The organism is Micromonospora sp. NBC_00898 (assembly GCF_045207895.1).
GTDB lineage: Bacteria > Actinomycetota > Actinomycetes > Mycobacteriales > Micromonosporaceae > Micromonospora.
This window is the reverse complement of the sequence record NZ_CP108775.1, coordinates 3209786-3226360: the sequence shown is the minus strand read 5'-3', so window position 1 is coordinate 3226360 and position 16575 is coordinate 3209786. Positions and strand designations below refer to the sequence as shown.

Annotated in this window: 14 protein-coding genes; 11 read left to right on the top strand and 3 right to left on the bottom strand. The window is 70.3% G+C overall.

The features are described 5' to 3' along the window. Positions 1-763 precede the first annotated feature (763 nt). Together OG799_RS15785 and OG799_RS15780 are read right to left on the bottom strand one after the other, a co-directional pair. Positions 764-2281: a sodium:solute symporter gene (locus OG799_RS15785; protein ID WP_406045785.1), complete on the bottom strand. Its 1518-nt coding sequence runs from the start codon at positions 2279-2281 to the stop codon at positions 764-766. Beyond that, entirely contained in the window at positions 2278-2565 is a 288-nt protein-coding gene (locus tag OG799_RS15780; RefSeq protein WP_406045784.1) for a DUF3311 domain-containing protein, read from the bottom strand. Before OG799_RS15780 ends, OG799_RS15785 begins: the two co-directional genes overlap by 4 nt. Positions 2566-2786: 221 nt before the next feature. Between OG799_RS15780 and OG799_RS15775 the strand changes: the two genes are divergently transcribed. Genes OG799_RS15775 through OG799_RS15765 form a run of 3 tightly spaced genes read left to right on the top strand, consistent with a single transcriptional unit; the run spans position 2787 to position 4716 of the window. After that, positions 2787-3323, top strand: coding sequence for a cupin domain-containing protein (locus OG799_RS15775; RefSeq protein WP_406045783.1), 537 nt, complete (start codon positions 2787-2789; stop codon positions 3321-3323). Between the two features lie 27 nt (positions 3324-3350). Further along, on the top strand, positions 3351-3695 hold the full coding sequence (locus OG799_RS15770) for a TIGR04076 family protein (protein WP_406045782.1): 345 nt from the start codon (positions 3351-3353) through the stop codon (positions 3693-3695). 19 nt (positions 3696-3714) lie between these two features. Beyond that, complete coding sequence (locus OG799_RS15765) at positions 3715-4716, top strand: LLM class flavin-dependent oxidoreductase (protein WP_406045781.1); 1002 nt, start codon at positions 3715-3717, stop codon at positions 4714-4716. 60 nt (positions 4717-4776) lie between these two features. Here OG799_RS15765 and OG799_RS15760 read toward each other — a convergent pair whose 3' ends face one another. Next, on the bottom strand, positions 4777-6036 hold the full coding sequence (locus OG799_RS15760) for an amidohydrolase family protein (RefSeq protein ID WP_406045780.1): 1260 nt from the start codon (positions 6034-6036) through the stop codon (positions 4777-4779). Between the two features lie 157 nt (positions 6037-6193). Between OG799_RS15760 and OG799_RS15755 the strand changes: the two genes are divergently transcribed. The 8 genes from OG799_RS15755 (at position 6194) to OG799_RS15720 (ending at position 16343) form a co-directional block, all read left to right on the top strand. Further along, on the top strand, positions 6194-7246 hold the full coding sequence (locus OG799_RS15755) for a LacI family DNA-binding transcriptional regulator (RefSeq protein ID WP_406045779.1): 1053 nt from the start codon (positions 6194-6196) through the stop codon (positions 7244-7246). Between the two features lie 127 nt (positions 7247-7373). Continuing rightward, positions 7374-8954 (top strand): ABC transporter substrate-binding protein, encoded by a 1581-nt coding sequence (locus OG799_RS15750; RefSeq protein WP_406045778.1) that lies wholly within the window; start codon positions 7374-7376, stop codon positions 8952-8954. After that, positions 8941-10026 (top strand): ABC transporter permease, encoded by a 1086-nt coding sequence (locus tag OG799_RS15745; protein WP_406045777.1) that lies wholly within the window; start codon positions 8941-8943, stop codon positions 10024-10026. The genes OG799_RS15750 and OG799_RS15745 overlap by 14 nt, the downstream gene beginning before the upstream one ends. Continuing rightward, positions 10023-10910, top strand: coding sequence for an ABC transporter permease (locus OG799_RS15740; protein WP_406045776.1), 888 nt, complete (start codon positions 10023-10025; stop codon positions 10908-10910). The genes OG799_RS15745 and OG799_RS15740 overlap by 4 nt, the downstream gene beginning before the upstream one ends. A gap of 1 nt (position 10911) precedes the next feature. After that, positions 10912-11886, top strand: coding sequence for an ABC transporter ATP-binding protein (locus OG799_RS15735; RefSeq protein ID WP_406045775.1), 975 nt, complete (start codon positions 10912-10914; stop codon positions 11884-11886). Further along, positions 11883-12884 (top strand): oligopeptide/dipeptide ABC transporter ATP-binding protein, encoded by a 1002-nt coding sequence (locus OG799_RS15730; protein WP_406045774.1) that lies wholly within the window; start codon positions 11883-11885, stop codon positions 12882-12884. Before OG799_RS15735 ends, OG799_RS15730 begins: the two co-directional genes overlap by 4 nt. Beyond that, on the top strand, positions 12826-15345 hold the full coding sequence (locus OG799_RS15725; protein WP_406045773.1) for a DUF885 family protein: 2520 nt from the start codon (positions 12826-12828) through the stop codon (positions 15343-15345). The genes OG799_RS15730 and OG799_RS15725 overlap by 59 nt, the downstream gene beginning before the upstream one ends. After that, positions 15345-16343, top strand: a complete 999-nt coding sequence (locus OG799_RS15720; RefSeq protein WP_406045771.1) for an LLM class flavin-dependent oxidoreductase — start codon at positions 15345-15347, stop codon at positions 16341-16343. The genes OG799_RS15725 and OG799_RS15720 overlap by 1 nt, the downstream gene beginning before the upstream one ends. The last annotated feature ends 232 nt before the right edge of the window (positions 16344-16575 follow it).

Genomic DNA, 16575 nt, shown 5'->3' with positions numbered 1-16575 from the left:
AGTCGAGGGCCCTCGATGTCGCCTGGCAGGGGAGTATTCGCAGGTCAGGGCGGTAAGGACCGTGCGAGTGTTCGTAGCTTGCAGGTGGGCGCAGATTGGGTGCAAGCTGGCGAAGTGGTCTCGCGTCCGAAGTGGTCGGCGAAGCTCATTGAAGGAGAGCGCCCTGGCCTGCGGTGATGTGGGTGAGCGAGTTGGTGTGACCTCCCAGAGAATGCCGAAGTGGTCAGGCTGTGCTGCTCCCCGCCGGGCTGGTGCCGACGGTCGTCTGGAGCCCCCTCGCGGCAGCCAAGAGGGTGTTGCTGCATCGACGCCTGACTCTGCGCCCTGCCACGCCGGCGTCGGTATCGGTCCCGCTCGGTGAGACTCGGATCCCAGTGACAACGTCCTGACCAGGGCTTGCTGCTCGGTGACCTCTTCGGCAAATCCGAAGAGGTCACCGAGCAGCTGGACTTGCGCGAGCGGCGGTGTGGTAGCAAAGTTGTTGGCTCGCGACTCGGACTCCGCCTGATCGACCTGTCACCGTTCTGGCTGCTCGCCTCGGAGCCCACCGCTCTCCCGCGAGCCGCACCAGCGATGTCGCTGCTAGGGCAACTGGCGGCAGTGGGGGCCTCCTTGAATTGGAGAGTTAAGAGCTACGCCGACCGTCTCGGCTTGTGTCAGGTGGGTATGCGGCGACGTGGGCGAATCGTAACTGGAGTCTGTCGGACTTTTGGCAGCGGAGAGCGGGGTGCGTGAGCGCGTCATGCACCCTCGCACCGTTCCGCTAGCTGTGGATGGTCGCGGGCTGTGCTGGATCGGGGGCGGCGAGGTCCTCGGCGCGCAAGGCGTGGCCGACCGCGACGGCCTGGTCGGCCGGACGGGGTGTAATCAGGCTGACCAGCACGGTCACGACGAGGTTGATCGCCATGGCGATCAGGCCGGGTTCCCAGTCGGGCAGGTGGGTCGCCCAGAAGGTCTTCGCGAACGGGGTGAGCAGCGAGACGAACCCGACCGTGATCCCGGCCAGTACGCCGATGGTGGTCACCCGTCGCCACAGGAACCCGAGGAAGACCGCGGGCGCGAGCATCCCGATCGCCGAGTACGCGTAGAGCAGGATCTCGACCAGCGAGTCGCTGCGGCCGAGGGTGAGCCATACCGCGATGGCGGCGAAGCCGATCATGGAGATCCGGGACAGCAGCAGAGTCGTCCGCTCATTGAGGGACTTCTTCAGCGGCGTGATGACGTTGCGGGTGAACAGGGAGCCGGACGTCAGCAGCAGGACCGAGCCGGGGGCGAGCGCGAGCAGGAAGCCGGTCCCGGCGACCAGGCCGATGACCCATGCCGGGTACCGGTCGGTGACGAACTGCAGCAGGGCCGCGTTCAGGTTGCCGTCCGCCGGCTTGGTGCCGGCCAGCAGAGCGGCGAAGCCGAGCAGGATGATGAAGAAGTACGCCAGCGAGTACAGCGGCTGCCACACGGCGTTGCGCCGGATCGCCTGGCCGCTCTTCGCCGAGTACGACATCTGGAACAGGTGCGGGAACACCCAGTTGCCGAGGGCCACGTTCAGCGCTGAGGTCATCAGCCAGATCGGCCCGGTCGGCGAGGTCGCATCCACGCCGGGCAGCTTGCCGATGCCGGGGTGGGCCTGCTCGGCGAGCCGGAAGACGTCGAACATGGACGCCGCGCCGACCTTGGCGGCCACGGTCGCGGACAGCAGCACCACCACGAGAACCATCAGGACGTCCTTGACCGCGGCGGCGAACGCGGCGGAACGCAGACCGGCGAGGTAGACGAAGGCGAGCATGACGACCGCGGCGACGATGACCGCCGCGGTCGTCGACAGGGTCCCGCCGAGCGCCAGCTGCACGATCAGGCTGAGGCTGACCAGCTGGATCTGCACGTACACGACCAGCGCCGCGATGCCGACCAGACCCGCGACCACGCCGAGCCACGGGGCGTCGAACCGGGCGGCGAAGAAGTCTGCCTGCGTGATCAGGCCCTTCTTCCGTCCGGCGCGCCAGATCTTGGGCATCAGCCAGTAGCCGATGGCGTAGCTCAGCGACACCGAACAGAACGCCAGGTACGCCGGCGCGCCGAGCGCCCACGCATAGCCGGAGATGCCGAGCACGGCGAAGGTGGTGTACACCTCGCCGGCGTTGATGAACCAGAAGACCAGGGTGCCGAGGCGTCGGCCGCCGACGGCCCATTCGGTGACGTTGGCGCGGCGGGCGGTCCGCCGGCCGTACCCGATGGCACCCAGTGCCGTCCCCAGCACGATCACGAGCGCGATCACGAGCGTCACGCGTGCTCACCCGCTTTCGGCTCGGTGGCGGCGGCGAACCGTCGCTCCTCGTCGTCGACACCCGCGGCCCGGTCGAGCCGGAAGACCACCCCGACGACGATCGTGGTCGCCACGATGCCGAGCATCTGCCAGAGCATCGGGAAGGGGATGTGCAGCGGCGCCAGGTCGACGTCGTTGACGACGGGCACCAGGGCGACCTGCCAGATGAACGGGATCACGAGCAACCACCGGTGGACCGTGGATCGGCGTGCCGGGGCCTGCTCGGGGGGATCGAGCGTTGCCATGACTCTCCTGACCAGTCGGAGCGGCGGTACGGCCGCCGCGACCCGCCCGTGCAGTACCACTGCACGATGAGGCGGGACGCTAGGCGGAGCGGGTCAGCCCGTCAAGACCTCGAAACTCGTTATCTGCCAGTTGACGTGGCGGTCGGCTGCCCCTACCCTCTAATGCCAAGCGTGCAGTGAGCCTGCATAGCGTCGGGGCGAAACCGGGAGGGAACGCGTCCGTGATCGGCGACCGCCTGCATGAGCTGCGTACTGCCCGCGGCCTGAGTCTGCGCGCGTTGGCCGAGCAGGCCGGCGTGTCGCCGACACTGCTCAGCCAGATCGAGCGGGGCATCACCGAGCCGAGTCTGGCGACCCTGCGCCGGCTGGCCACGGTCTTCGGCGAGTCGGTTGCGTCGCTGTTCGCGGACCCCGCCGCACCGTCGGTCTGGATCAGCCGCCCCGGCGAGCGGACGACCCTCGGGGCACCCCACGGGCAGATCCGGTACGAGCGGCTGACCCCGGGCAACGGCCAGCTCGAGGTGCTGCACGCGATCCTCGCACCCGGCGAGGTCTCCAGCGAGGAGCTGTGGAGCCACCCGTCGCTGGAGTGCGCGTACGTGGTCGCCGGCAGGCTGACCGTCGAGGTGGGCCGCGCGTCGTACACCGTCGGCGCCGGGGAGAGCATCACCCTCGACTCCAGCCAGCCGCACCGCTACCGCAACACCTCGGAGGCGCCCACCGAGATCGTCCTCGCCATCAACCCGCCGACGCCCTGAGCGTCGGTGCCACCGGAAGGGAACGACATGGACGAGGTCGAGCGGGACAGGGAGCTCGATGGCGACATGGAGCTCTACGACCTGCGGGTCCAGGTGGAGCGGATCGAGGGACGCTCGGTGTGCGGAATGCAGGTGGGCGACTTCTTCGAGCTGACCAACAGCGCCCACCTCCGGCTGCCGGCGGGCCGCCACTTCTGCGTGTACGCGCTGGCGTCGGTCCTGCCGTTTCTCGCGGCCAAACAGCGGGAGCTGGCCGCCGGGGACTGGCTGGCCCAGGACGCGTTGTTCGCCTGCCCGGACCCGGAGGAGCGGCTGATCATGCGGGTGGAGCGTACCTGCCGGCGCCGGATGAACTCCGCCGACCTGACCTGACATTCGGCCGAGGAGAGACATGACCCGGGTAGAGTTCGGCCTTGGCCTGCAGAGCGACAAGCAGGCAGGTGACTATGGACGGTTGGCCCGCAGCGCGGAGCAGGCCGGCTTCGACGTCCTGACCGTGTTCAGCGATTTGATGTACCAGCCGCCGATCTTCCCGTTGCTGGAGATGGCCGCCGCCACCGAACGCGTCCGGCTCGGCGCCGCCTGCCTGAACCCATACTCCATGGCGCCGTACGAGATCGCCGGCCAGGTCGCGGCGCTCGACCTGGCCTCGCACGGCCGCGCCTACCTCGGGCTGGCCCGCGGCACCTGGCTCGGCGCGGTCGGCATCGAGCAGCCCCGGCCACTGACCGCGCTGCACGAGGCGGCGCAGGTCGTCTACCAGCTGCTGCGCGGCGACACCGGCGGCTTCGACGGGAGAGTGTTCCGGCTCGCGCCCGAAACCACCCTGCGCTACCGCGTACACCGTCCCGACCCGCCGTTGCTGATCGGCGCCTGGGGCCCGAAGGGTGCCGCGCTCGCCGGCCAGATCGCCGATGAGATCAAGGTCGGCGGCAGCGCGAACCCCGCCATGGTCCCGGTGATCCGGGACCGGATCCGCGTGGGTGCCGAGCCCGCCGGCCGTGACGTCGACGAGGTGGGGATCGTGTTCGGGGCGGTCACCGTCGTCGACACCGACGGCGCGGCGGCCCGGGCGCGGGCGCGCACCGAGGTCGCCATGTACCTCGCTGTCGTCGCCGACCTGGACCCCACGGTGGAACTCCCGACCGACCTGCTAGGCCGGGTCAAGGCCCTCGTCGACGCCGGTCACCACGAGGCGGCCGGACGCCTCGTTCCCGACGACGTGCTCGACCTGTTCGCCTTCTCTGGTACCCCGGAGCAGGTGGCAGCCCAGGCGCAGGCCCTCATCGACGCCGGGGTGCGCAGGGTCGAGTTCGGCACCCCACACGGACTCGAGGACCAACGCGGGGTGGACCTGCTCGGCGGTGCGGTGCTGTCCCTGCTCCGCCGGTAACTGCCACAACCGCGGCTGCTGCAGGGAGACGGACGCCCAGCTACCGATGCCAGCCAGCGGTCACCACGCGCTCCATCCCGCGCGATCGTCGCGGACGACCCGGCCGCCCTTCATGATCCAGCGCACCCCACGGAACGCCGAGGTCTCGTGAGTCGGGTCGGCGTCCATGGCGATCAGGTCGGCGTATCGGCCGGGCTCGACGGTGCCCAGGTCGGCCTCGGCGCCCAGCCAGCGGACCGGGCCGAGGGTGCCGGCGTAGAGGGCGCGGGCCGGGCCGATACCGCCCTCGGACATGTACTCCAGCTCCCGAACCGTGGCGCTGGTGCCCTCGAAGTTCCAGAACGGAGGCATGTCGCTGCCGAGCAGCACCTCCACCCCGGCCTTTACCGCGGTCGCGTAGCTCTCCAGATGGCGCGGGCCGGCGTCGAGGGATCGGTGCTGCATCCAGTCCGGGACGCCCAGCTCGTCGAAGAACTCCTTGCACCGGGTGACCAGCAGGGTGGGCACCAGGGCGGTGCCGCGCTCCGCCATGTCGGCGGCCACCTGGGGGGTCAGTTGGTAGCCGTGTTCCACGCAGTCCAAGCCGAGCCTGACCGCTTCGGCGATGACAGGTGCCGGTCCGGCGTGCGCCGTGACCCGCCGCCCCCAGGCGTGCGCCGTCTCGATCACCGCGGCCATCTCGTCGGCGAACAGCTGCGGGGTGTGGATGGCCTCGTGCTCGCCGGCGATGCCGCCGGAGATCATCACCTTGATCAGATCGGCGCCGGCCTTGAGCTGGCTGCGTACCCCGCGGCGGAATCCGTCCGTACCGTCGCATTCCAGGGTGTCGCCGCCGTCGTGGCCGTGTCCGCCGGTGCAGACCAGGGCCTGGCCGGCGGTGAAGATGCGTGGCCCGAGCACGCGCCCCGCCTGGATCGCGCGGCGCAGCGTGAAGTCCGCGTGGTCCTTCTCGGCGACGCAGCGAACCGTGGTTACTCCGCTGAGAAGGGTGCGCCGGGCCCCGTCGGCCATGTAGAGGGCCAGCTCGTGCGGGTTCATGCTTTTCACCTCGTCACCGCCGTCGCCGGGCAGGGACAGTGACAGGTGGGTGTGCATGTTCACCAACCCGGGCGTCAGGTACCCGCCGGCCAGGTCGATCTGTTCCACGTCGCCCTCGGCCTGCGCCATCGGGATCACGGCTGCGGCCGGGCCCACCGCCGCGATGCGCTCGCCCCTTACCCAGACCGCGGCGTCGGTCAGCGGCGCCATCCCGTCGACCACCCGGCCATCGACGACGGTGCAGTTCACCAGTACGACGGAGCCAGGCGCCCCGTGATTCATGTCCGCACTCCCCGCGTCTCGTGGCCGCCTGCCCGGGTTCGAACTCGTGTGAGCGCTCCAACCCCGCGCGCATTCGCCTCCCGGCGCAAAATGTGGCAACGTTTGCGCAGCGGGCGCTGAAGCAGCATAGCCAGCGCCATCGAGACGTGCCAGAGCCGTGAGATCATGGCGCGGTGCCGGAGAGGGCGGCGTAGTGGTGGACCTTCGCCAGGTCGCGGCGGTGAGTGGGGTCTCCCTCAGCACGGCCTCCCGGGCGCTGTCCGGGTCGGGGCGGGTCAGCGAGGCCACCCGGCAACGGGTCCGCCGGGTCGCTGAGGACCTCGGCTATCGTCCCAACGCGCTCGCCCGTGGTCTGCGCACGAGTCACTCCCGACTGGTCGGGTTGGTCGTCACGAACCTCGTGAACGCGTCGTTCCACGCCATCGCCGAGATCGTGCACAACCGGCTCAAGGTCGCCGGCTACCACATGGTCCTGTGTATCACCGGAGGCGACGCGGAGGAGGAGCGGGCGTACGTGCAGACGCTGCGCGACCACAAGGTCGACGGCGTCATCGTCGTGGGATCCGATGCCGCCGCGGTCGAGCAGTTGCGGCACACCGGAATCCCCACGGTGCACCTCGCCCGGCAACCCCGGCGCCCTGCCGGCGACTGTGTCCTGGGGGCTGACCTCGAGGGTGCCCGCGAAGCCACCCGGTACCTGCTCGGCCTCTCCCACCGCCGGATCGCCGTGGTGGCTGGCCCTTCGACGGTGACATCCGGTTACGAGCGGCTCGCCGGTTACCGGCTCGCCATGGACGAGGCCGGCGTGCCCTGCCGGGACGAGCTGATCTTTCAGGGGCCGCTGGAACCGGCCTCGGGTGCGGAGGCGGTCACTCGGCTGCTCGCCCTTCCCCCGCGACGGCGGCCGACCGCCGTGCTGGTGACCAACCACGAATCGGCCTTCGGGCTGCTGCCCGCGCTGCGTGAGCGCAGGGTACGGATCCCCGACGAGCTCAGCGTGCTCTGCTACGAGGACGCGGATCTGCTGCGATGGTGGGACCCGGCGATCACGGTGATGGACAACAATGCCGCCCGGATGGGCGACCTCGCGGTCAACATGCTGCTCGAACGGATCGCCGCGAAAGCGGGCGCCGATCCGGCCACGTGGACGGAGTACCGCGTCGGCACTCAGCTGGTCGTCCGCGAATCGTGCGTCGTCTCCAAATCGTGATCTGCCGGCCGAGGACGGTGCTCTTGACATCGACTCTCGCCGTGGAGCAAGTTGTGGAAACGTTTGCTCACGGCGGTCCGGACGTCCGCCCGGCAATCCTTCTGTAGTCCGGCCTTTGGAGGCCCGCATGAAGATCCGGTCTGCTGGGGCGCTTGTAGCCGCCCTGGCGCTGGCGGGCTCGCTCGCGGCGTGCGGCGGCAGCTCGACCTCCTCGTCGAACAGCCAGCAGGCTGGCGGCACACTCGTCATCGACAACGCGTTCCAACTCAAGACCGCCGACCCCGGCCGCACCTTCGAGCCCACCGGGTTGATGATCCACCAGGCGATGTACGACACGCTGCTGACCTTCAAGGGCAGCGACGTGAAGAAGCCGGTCCCGGCGCTCGCCGAGTCCTACACCCCGTCTTCCGACGGCAAGACCTACACGTTCAAGCTTCGCACCGACGCGAAGTTCTCCGACGGCTCCCCGGTCACCTCGGCTGACGTCGTCTTCTCGCTCAACCGCGTGAAGAACCTCAAGGGCAACCCGTCCTTCCTCATGGACGGCCTCACGGTCACCGCCCCGGACGCGAACACCGTGGTGATCACCAGCGACAAGCCCAACGCGGCGGTGCCGTTCATCGTGCCGAACCCGGCGCTGGGGATCCTGAACTCCAAGGTGGTCAAGCAGAACGGCGGTAGCGACGCCGTCGGCGCGGACAAGTCCGACACCGCGGAGGCCTTCCTCAACTCGAAGTCGCAGGGCAGCGGACCCTACATCCTCGACAGCTACAGCACCACGACCCAGGTGGTACTGACCGCGAACGAGAAGTACTGGGGCCCGAAGCCGAAGTACTCCAAGGTCGTCATCCGCAATGTGCAGGCCAACGTGCAGCGGCTCAACGTCGTCAAGGGCGAGTCGCAGATCGCGGTCGACCTCTCCCCCGACCAGGCGAAGGGCCTCGACCAACTCCAGGTGGTCAGCGGCGCCTCGCCCAACGTGTTCTTCCTGTTCACGAACAACAACCCGGCGATCTCCAAGACCACCAACAACCCGAAGTTCCAGGAGGCCGTCCGGTACGGCATCGACTACAAGGGCCTGGTCGACCTCGCCGGTGAGGGCGCGGTCCAGGCGCCGGGTGTCGTGCCGTCGATGTTCCTCGGGTCCCTGACGAGCGGCGACGCGGTCACCCGCGACGTGGCCAGGGCCAAGGCGGCACTCGCCGCGTCCGGCCTGTCGAACCCCACTGTGTCGCTCAGCTACCCCAGCGACGTCCAGGTCAACGGGCTCAACTTCGGCGACCTCGCCGCCCGGGTGCAGGCCAACCTCAAGGAGGTCGGTATCACCGTGAACCTGGCGCCGGCGTCGGTGCAGGCTGCGCTGGATACCTACCGGGGCGGCAAGGAGGAGATGGGGCTGTGGCAGTGGGGGCCGGACTACCCCGACCCGAGCGACTACCTCAACTTCCTGCCCGGTCAGCTCGTCGGCCTGCGCGCGGGCTGGGCCAAGGGCGCCGATCCGGCGCTGGAGACGCTGGGCCAGCAGGCCGCGACGACGATCAACGACGACCAGCGCGCCCCGCTGTACGTGCAGATCCAGCAGTCGATGAACAAGTCGGGGCCGATCATGCCGCTGATCCAGTCGGCACAGATCCTCGTCAGCGTGAAGTCGGTGAAGAACCTGCAGTCCAACGCTGTCTGGCTGGTCAACATCCGTGAGCTCAGCTAACCCGACCGCCGCTCCCTCCGCAGCGGGCCGGCAACGGCCGGCCCGCTCCGGACGGGGCCTGCTGCGGTTCCTCGCCCGGCGCATCGGCGCCGCCGCGCTGCTGTGCGTCGGGATCACGCTGGTCTCGTTCATCCTGACCCAGCTGGTCCCCGGCGATCCGGCCACGGCGAACCTCGGCCAGCGGGCCATCGGCGACCCCGCCGCAGTCGAGGCGTTCCGCACCAAGTACGGCCTGGACAAGCCCCTGCCCGTGCAGTACCTGACCTACCTGAACAACGTGCTGCACGGCAACCTCGGTGAGTCCCAGCAGAGCCACCGGGCGGTGGCGCAGGACCTCGCCGAGTACGTACCGGCGACCATCGAGCTCGCACTGTTCGCGATCGTGCTGTCGCTGCTGGTCGGCGTCGCCTTCGGCATCATCGCGGCGATCACCCGGGACCGCTGGCCCGACCAGATGCTCCGGGTGGTGAGCCTCGGTGGCGTCTCGATGCCGACGTTCTGGGTCGCGCTCGTGGCGTTCTATCTGCTCTTCTTCAAGTTCGGTTTGCTGCCCGGCGGCGGGCGTCTCGACCCCGGCATGACCGCCCCGCCCCACGTCACCGGCTTCTACACCGTCGACGCGGCCCTGTCCGGGCAGTGGGATGTCTGGTCGTCGGCGGTACGTCACCTCGTGCTTCCGTCGCTCGTGCTCGCCGTCTACACCGTGGGCATGCTGATGCGCTTCACCCGCGCGTCGATGCTGGAGATTCTCGGCAACGACTACGTCCGGGCGGCCCGGGCCAAGGGCCTGCCGGAGCGGGTGGTCATCCTGCGCCACGTGTTGCGGCCCGCGCTGGTCGCGATCATCACCGTGGCCGGTGTCGCCTTCGGTAGCCTGCTGTCCGGGGCCGTCCTCGTCGAGAACATCTTCTCCTGGCCCGGTCTGGGACAGTACGCGTACCGCAGCGCGGTCAACCTCGACCTGCCGGCCATCATGGGCGTCAGCGTCGTCGTCGCGGCCGTCTACATCGTCATGAACCTGCTCGTCGACCTCCTCTACGGGGTCATCGATCCGAGGATCCGGCTGACATGACCGTGACCGACCCCGCACTGGTGGACCTGCCCCCCAGCACTCGCCGCGACCGTGCTGCCGTCCGATCGCCGTGGCGGCAACCGCTCGCGCTCGTCGGCGCCGCGCTCGTCGTGCTGTGGGCGCTGGTCGCCGTCCTCGCCCCGCTGCTCGTGCCGCACGGACCGCTCGAGCAGCTCGCGCCGAAGCTGCAGGCCCCCTCCGGGCAGCACCTCTTCGGCACCGACGAACTCGGTCGCGACGTGTTCAGCCGGGTGATCTACGGTTCCCGGATCTCGCTGCCGCTGGCCTGCCTGCTGGTAGTGCTCGCCACGGTGCTCGGAGCCGTCGTCGGCACAGTCGCCGGATTCTTCGGCGGCTGGGTCGACGGCGCCCTGATGCGCCTGGCCGACCTGGTGTTCGCCTTCCCCGGCATCATCCTGGCGATGGCCGTGGCCGCGGCACTCGGGCCGCAGTTGCGCAACGCCGTGCTGGCGGTGGTCGTCGTGTCCTGGCCCTCGTACGCGCGCCTGGTACGCGGCCTCGTGCTGTCCGCCCGCAACTCCGAGTACGTGGCCGCCAGCCGGCTGCTCGGTTCGTCCGCGCTGCGGACCATGCTCGTCGACCTGCGACCCAACATCGCCGGCCCGGTACTCGTGATGGCCGCCCTCGACGTCGGCAATGCCGTCCTGCTGCTATCCGGCCTCTCCTTCCTGGGCCTCGGTGCACAGCCGCCAGCCGCCGAATGGGGCGCCATGGTCGCCGCCGGGGCCGCCAACTTCGACCGCTGGTGGATCGGGCTCTTCCCGGGCCTCGCCATCCTCACGGTCGTCCTCGCGTTCAACTTCGTCGGCGACACCCTGCGTGACGCCCTTGACCCGCGCACCGCGCGCGCCATCAGGGACTGACATGGGCGCACTCCTCGAGGTCGAGAACCTCACCGTCTGGCTGGCCACCCGGCGCGGACCGCAGAAGGCCGTCGACGGCGTCTCGTTCCACGTCGGCGTCGGCGAGATCTTCGGTATCGCGGGCGAGAGCGGCAGCGGCAAGACCATGACGGCCATGGCGCTGCTCGGCCTTCTTCCCCACGCCGCGCGCACCAGCGGCCGCGCCGTGTTCGACGGCCGTGACCTGCTGGCGATGTCCGCCAGACAGCTCCGCGCCGTGCGCGGGCGGCACATCGCGATGGTCTCGCAGGATCCGTCGACCAGCCTGCATCCGATGCTCAGCGTCGAGACGCAGCTGACCGAACACATGCGCCACCACCTCGGAGTCGGCAGGTCCGAGGCGCGCGGCCGCGCCATCGATCTGCTCGCCACGGTGCGCATCCCCGACCCGGAGCGGGCGCTGTCGGCCCATCCCGCGCAGTTCTCCGGCGGCATGCGTCAGCGCATCGCCATCGCGGTGGCGCTTGCCTGCCAGCCGCGCCTGCTGCTGGCCGACGAGCCCACCACAGCGCTCGACGTCACCGTGCAAGCAGGCATCCTGCGGCTGCTCGACCGGCTGCGCCGGGAGCAGGACCTCGCCGTCGTGGTGATCACCCACGATCTCGGCGTGATGTCCGCGGTGACCGACCGGATCTGCGTCATGTACGGCGGCCGGCTCGCCGAGGTCGGCCTGAGGCAGGACGTGCTGAACCAGCCCCGGCATCCGTACACGCGTGGGCTGCTCGACGCGCTGCCGCATCCCGAGGGCGGGGCGGCGGCGCTGCGACCGATCCCGGGCAGCCCTCCGCCGCTGGGCCGGGTCCCCGAGGGTTGCCCGTTCCACCCCCGCTGCGCGTTCGCGCTCCCGAGTTGCCGGACCGACCGTCCGGAGCCGGTCCTCGTCGGCGACGCACACGCGTCGGCCTGCCCACCCGACCCGCTGGGAGGCGCCGCGTGAGCGTCCTACTGGAAGCGACCGGTCTCGCGGTCGAGTACCACCGGCGTGGCGGCCCGACAGTACGGGCCGTCGACGGGGTGGACCTGCGTCTGAACCGCGGCGAGATCCTCGGTCTGGTCGGCGAGTCCGGCTGCGGCAAGTCGACGCTGGGTCGCGCCGTGGTGGGGCTGCTGCCCGCCGCCGCCGGCGAGATCCGCTTCGACGGCCACACCGTCACCCCGCTGGGCCGGCGCAGGCGTCCCCGGGAGCTGCGCGGGCTGCAGATGGTCTTCCAGGACCCCTACGCGTCGCTGAACCCGCGGCGGCGGATCGGCGAACAGATCGCCGACGGCTACGTCCTCGACGGCCTCGCCAGGTCCGAGACGGTGCGCCGCGCCGGCGAGCTGCTCGAGCGCGTCGGACTGGCGGCGGACGCGGCGAGCCGCTACCCGCACGAATTCAGCGGCGGTCAGCGCCAGCGCATCGCCATCGCGCGGGTGCTGGCAACCGACCCGATCGGCATCATCGCCGACGAGCCGATCAGCGCGCTGGACGCCTCCGCTCAGGCGTCCGTGGCCAACCTGCTCGTCGCGCTGGTCCGCGAACTCGACATGGGCATGGTGTTCATCTCGCACGACCTGTCAGTGGTGCGGCAGATCGCCGACCGCACCGCGGTTATGTACCTCGGCCGCGTCGTCGAGGTCGGACCCACCCAACAGATCTGGTCCGCGCCCGCGCACCCGTACACGAGGGCGCTGATCTCCGCGGTGCCGCGCGCCGACGGAGCCGGCGTGCTGCCGGTCGAGCTGCCGGGCGACGTCCCCGACCCGGCGCGGCCGCCGACCGGCTGCCGTTTCCACCCGCGCTGCCCGCTCGTGCGGCCGGAGTGCGTGCGGCACGACCCGCCGCTCGCCGTCCTGCAAGGGAATCGGGCGGCTGCGTGCGTGCTGCAGAACGCCGGTGAACCGGCGCGCGCCCTCGGGGAGTTGGATCCGGCGGCGTCGCCGGTGCAGAAGTAACGGTCACAGGGGTAGGGGAGGGAACGGCGTGAGCACAGATGCGACATCGGTTCTGGCCGGTCTGACGGAGCGGTTCTGGGCCTGGCGCCTGGCTCGCGCCCCCCGTACCCGCGACGACATCCCCCGGGTGACCCGGCCCGCAGGGTGGCGCCCGGTGTGGGATGCCGCGACCGTGGCCGACGACCTGCGCTTCCTGGCCGACGTCGAGCACCAGTGCAGCGCCGTCGCGCCGTCGGACGATGCGCAGGTGGAGGTGCCGCGGCGGCTGCTCGCCTCGGCGACGGCGCGGGTGCGCTGGGAACTGGAGATCGTACGCGGCTGGCAGCGCGATCCGTGGTTCTATCTCGACCAGACCATCGGCCACATCTTCGACGCGCTGCTGTCGCCGGAGCCGTTCGACGCCGCGCGCAGCGCCGATGTCGTCGAGCGGCTCCGGTGGATCCCCGCCACCCTCGACACCGCGCGAGACAACCTGGCCAGCACCGGCATCCGCGAGTTCACCGAACTCGCGCTCGGCGACAGTGCTGACGCGCCAGGACAGCTTCGCACCTCCATCGATCTGTTGGCGCCGCTGCTCAGCGCCGAATGGCGGGACGCCGCCGTGTCAGCCGCCGCCGAGGCGGCGCCGGCGCTCGCGGCGTGGCGGTCCTGGCTGATCGACCGGCTGCCGACGTTCTCGCCGCATCAGCCGGTCGGCCGGGAGGCCTTCGGATTCTTCCTGCACCGCGTCGCCCTGCTGCCGTACTCGACAGCGGAGATCCTCGCCCTCGCCGCACAGGAACGGGACCGGGCCGAGGCGTTCGAGCTGTTCGAACGGGCCCTCTCCGGTCCTCCGGAGTGGCCGGCCCCGCCCGCGAGCGCGCAGGAACAGTCCGAGGCGGAGCGGGTGGCCGAGCTCGAAGTCCGCGCCTTCTACGAGGACCGCAACCTGCTCTCGCAGCCGGCCACCTTGCGGCACTACCGCAACCTGCCGTTGCCCGACCACCTGGCGCCGCTGCACTGGCTCGGCGTCACCGACGACCTCACCGACGAGCACACACTCGACCGTGACGGCGTCAGCTACGTGCCGGCGCCAGGCCCAGATCTGCCGTACTTCTACCGCGCCAACGCGGCCGACCCCAGAGCCGGGATCATCCACGAAGGCGTGCATTACCAGCAGCTCGCGCTGACGTGGCGGCACCCGGACCCGGCCCACCGGCAGTTCTACGACTCGGTGCCCAACGAGGGGATCGCGTTCTACAACGAGGAGATGGTGCTGCAGGCCGGCCTGTTCGAGGACGCGCCGCTGACCCGCGCCATCGTCTACAACTTCATGAGGCTGCGGGCGATCCGGGTGGAGGTTGACGTCAAGCTGGCGCTCGGCGAAATCGACATCGACGCTGCCGCCGCGATGCTGCGGGACCTCGTACCCGTGGACCTCGAGACCGCTCGGCAGGAGGCTGCCTTCTTCGCGGCCACGCCCGGGCAGGGCCTGTCGTACCAGGTCGGCAAGGTACAGGTGCTGCGCCTACTGGCGGACGCGGCGCGGCGGGCCCGCGACGGGTTCGACCTGCGCGCGTTCCACGACGCCCTGTGGGCCGACGGCAACGTGCCGCTGGCGGTGCAGCGGCTGCAGATGCTGGGCGACCCCAGCGACCTCGTGCGAGCCGACGCGCTCGCCGATGCCAGCATCGACATGCGGCGCTTCGCCGAGGAACTCCTCGCCGCCATCACCACCGGTGACGTGGACCGGGTCAACGAGTTCTACGCCGACGACGTACGGGTGTGGCACAACGTCGACGGCGTCGCACGGGACAAGGCGGAAAGCCTGGACGCGGTGCGCCGCATCGCCACGCACTACGACGGCTTCCACGCCACCGACGTCCGTATCGACGTCGTGCCGGACGGCTATGCCCAGCGTTGCGTGTTCCGTGGCCGGGAGCGAGACACCGGCGCCGAACTGGCCGTTGACGCCATGATGCGCGTCGACGTGCGGCACGGGCGGGTGCTGCGGATCGAGGAGTACACCGATCCGGCTCAGGGCACCGTGCCCGACCCTGACACCGCATCCACGGCCGCGGTCGCCGCGGCCGTTCCCGGCCCACGGTTTCGCGATGGTACGGGCTGGGAGGAGGCCGCCGGATACTCCCGCGCCGCCCGGCAGGGGAGCAGCATCGCGGTCAGCGGTACCACCGCGCACGGCCCCGACGGCTCGACGCTGCACCCCGGTGACACGTACGCCCAGACCGTCGAATGCCTGCGCCGGGCAGTGGCAGCGGTGGAGAAGCTCGGCGGTGCCCGGACCTCCGTGCTGCGCACCCGCCTGCTGCTCGCGCCCGCCGCGGACTGGCGGGAGGCGGCTCGTGCCCACGCGGAGGTGCTGGGCGACGTGGCGCCGGCGAACAGCACGTACGTCGTCGGCTCGCTGATCGGGCCTGATTTCCTCGTCGAGGTCGAGGTTGACGCGGAGGCCGTCAGCTGATGACGTACTCGCTGCGGGTGAACAACGACCTCGACGTCGCCACCCTCGTCGACCTCGCGCAGCGCGCCGAGCGGTACGGCTTCGACCAACTGTGGGTGTCCAATGACCTGTTCCTCCGCTCCGCGCCGGTGCTGCTCGGGGTGCTCGCCGCGAAGACTGAACGCCTGAAGCTTGGAGTCGGGATTATGAACCCGTACTCCGTGCACGTCTCCGAGATCGTCATGACGGCGGCGACCATGCAGGAGGCCACGGGTGGCCGATTCCTGCTCGGCGTCGCGGCCGGGTCAGCCGAGTTCCTCGGCTGGGCAGGACTGGAACGGCCGCGGCCGCTGGCGAAGACGGCGGAGACCGTCCGGGTCGCCCGGACCTTGCTAGGCGCCGGCGACGTCGACGACAAGCTGCCGGACTGGTTCGGGCCCCTGTCGCAACTGCGCTTTCCGCTCGCCAACCGGGTGCCAGTGTACGTCGGCGGGATGAGCCCGAAGATGCTGCAGATGGCGGGCCGGCTGGCCGACGGCGTGCTACCGCTGCTGTACCCGCCAGAGCATTTCACGGAGGCACGGTCGCAGGTGATGCGTGGGGTGCAGGAGGCCGGCCGGTCGCCGTCCGACATCGACATCCCGGCCTGCTTCTGGGTGTCTGTCGCGGACGACGCCGACACGGCCCGGCTCGCGCTGGCTGCCAAGATCGCCTACTATGGGCCGTCCTTCGCGCCCTACCTGCTCGCCCGGGCCGGCCTCGCGCTCGACGACTTCGGCCCGCTCACGGCCGTCCTGGAGCGCGAGGGACTCGCCGCCGCCGCAAGGCTCGTCGACGAGAGGATGCTGGCGCTCGGCATCACGGGGAGCGTGGCGCAGGTGGTCCAGCGCTGCCAGTCCGTGCGGGCGATGGGCGCCACTCACCTGTCGTTCGGGCCACCGCTGGGCCCCGATGTGCGGGAGGCGCTCGACGTGCTGGGGACTGAGGTGTTGCCGGCACTCGCGACAGCCGGGACGTGACATCCCCCGTGTGCCGCCCCATGCCCATGAGTTGGGGCCCTTGGGCGACACGAGATTGGCCGCAATCGAAGATGGGGGAGCGGGATGGGAGCAGCAGGGTGCACCGAACGGCGCGCAGCTGCACTCAACAGCCGTGAACTGCTCTGAACGGCACTCTCTCGCCAGACTCGTTGAATTGGGCTAGCGCGGCCCTGTCATGCCGGTGGTCGCCCGGTCACACCGATGAGGGATG

What these genes read in the sequence shown, in the direction of transcription:
- OG799_RS15740 (WP_406045776.1), top strand. Translation starts at nt 10,023, where the DNA reads ATGACCGTGACCGACCCCGCACTGGTGGACCTGCCCCCCAGCACTCGC.
- OG799_RS15735 (WP_406045775.1), top strand. Translation starts at nt 10,912, where the DNA reads ATGGGCGCACTCCTCGAGGTCGAGAACCTCACCGTCTGGCTGGCCACC.
- OG799_RS15770 (WP_406045782.1), top strand. Translation starts at nt 3,351, where the DNA reads ATGGACGAGGTCGAGCGGGACAGGGAGCTCGATGGCGACATGGAGCTC.
- OG799_RS15765 (WP_406045781.1), top strand. Translation starts at nt 3,715, where the DNA reads ATGACCCGGGTAGAGTTCGGCCTTGGCCTGCAGAGCGACAAGCAGGCA.
- OG799_RS15760 (WP_406045780.1), bottom strand. Translation starts at nt 6,036, where the DNA reads ATGAATCACGGGGCGCCTGGCTCCGTCGTACTGGTGAACTGCACCGTC.
- OG799_RS15720 (WP_406045771.1), top strand. Translation starts at nt 15,345, where the DNA reads ATGACGTACTCGCTGCGGGTGAACAACGACCTCGACGTCGCCACCCTC.
- OG799_RS15780 (WP_406045784.1), bottom strand. Translation starts at nt 2,565, where the DNA reads ATGGCAACGCTCGATCCCCCCGAGCAGGCCCCGGCACGCCGATCCACG.
- OG799_RS15750 (WP_406045778.1), top strand. Translation starts at nt 7,374, where the DNA reads ATGAAGATCCGGTCTGCTGGGGCGCTTGTAGCCGCCCTGGCGCTGGCG.